The organism is Rheinheimera sp. WS51 (genome assembly GCF_050936095.1).
Taxonomy (GTDB): Bacteria; Pseudomonadota; Gammaproteobacteria; order Enterobacterales; family Alteromonadaceae; genus Alishewanella.
This window is the reverse complement of sequence record NZ_JBOTRC010000051.1, coordinates 1-701: the sequence shown is the minus strand read 5'-3', so window position 1 is coordinate 701 and position 701 is coordinate 1. Positions and strand designations below refer to the sequence as shown.

The 701-nt window shown below is 42.8% G+C and carries 1 protein-coding gene; it reads right to left on the bottom strand.

Annotated elements, in window-relative coordinates:
• Window positions 1–49: 49 nt before the first annotated feature.
• The coding region (locus ACRCA4_RS14985; RefSeq protein ID WP_433190388.1) for a LysE family translocator at window positions 50–701 on the bottom strand (652 nt) is incomplete at its 5' end.

Below are 701 nucleotides of genomic sequence, written 5' to 3'. Positions count from 1 at the left end.
TCAGCGGTTTTGCGTCCCAGCGGCCGCAGGCCGCGACTGCTGCGCCTTGTTAGCCTTTTTGCATACTGGCAGTTATTACGCCCGCACTGACAAGCAAACTACCACCAACTTTATTAAAACCATCCTGAATTCTGGGTTTAGTTAAATACCCACGAAGATAGCCTGACAATAACGCATAACAGCTTACGCTGAACAACGACACTGCTAAAAATGAAACTGCCAAAATCAACATTTGAGGAATAATTGGCTCTGAAGTAGTAATAAATAGTGGCAGAAATACCATGAAAAATAAAATACCCTTTGGATTTAGTGCGTTAACAATCAGAACATCCCGAAAAATTGAAAATGAACCGCCCTTTTTAGTTATTTCAGCACTCTGACTATCTGGCATGCTCTTGGTACGAAACGCTTTGATACCCAAGTAAATAAGATAAGCCGCACCAGCAAATTTAATCAGGTTAAACATGGTAGATGAGATTGTGAGCAACAAACCTAACCCCATGAAGCTCAGTGACATTAAGATAATGTCTCCCACCAAGGCCCCCACAGCCAAAGGAACGACGGAACACTTACCATGCGTTAATGCTTGACCTACAACCAGAAAAACTGTCGGGCCAGGCGTTAAACACAAGACCAATGATGCCGTTACAAAGGCCAACCAAATTTCAATACTCAAAATAAACTCCTGTAAGGCTAACGCC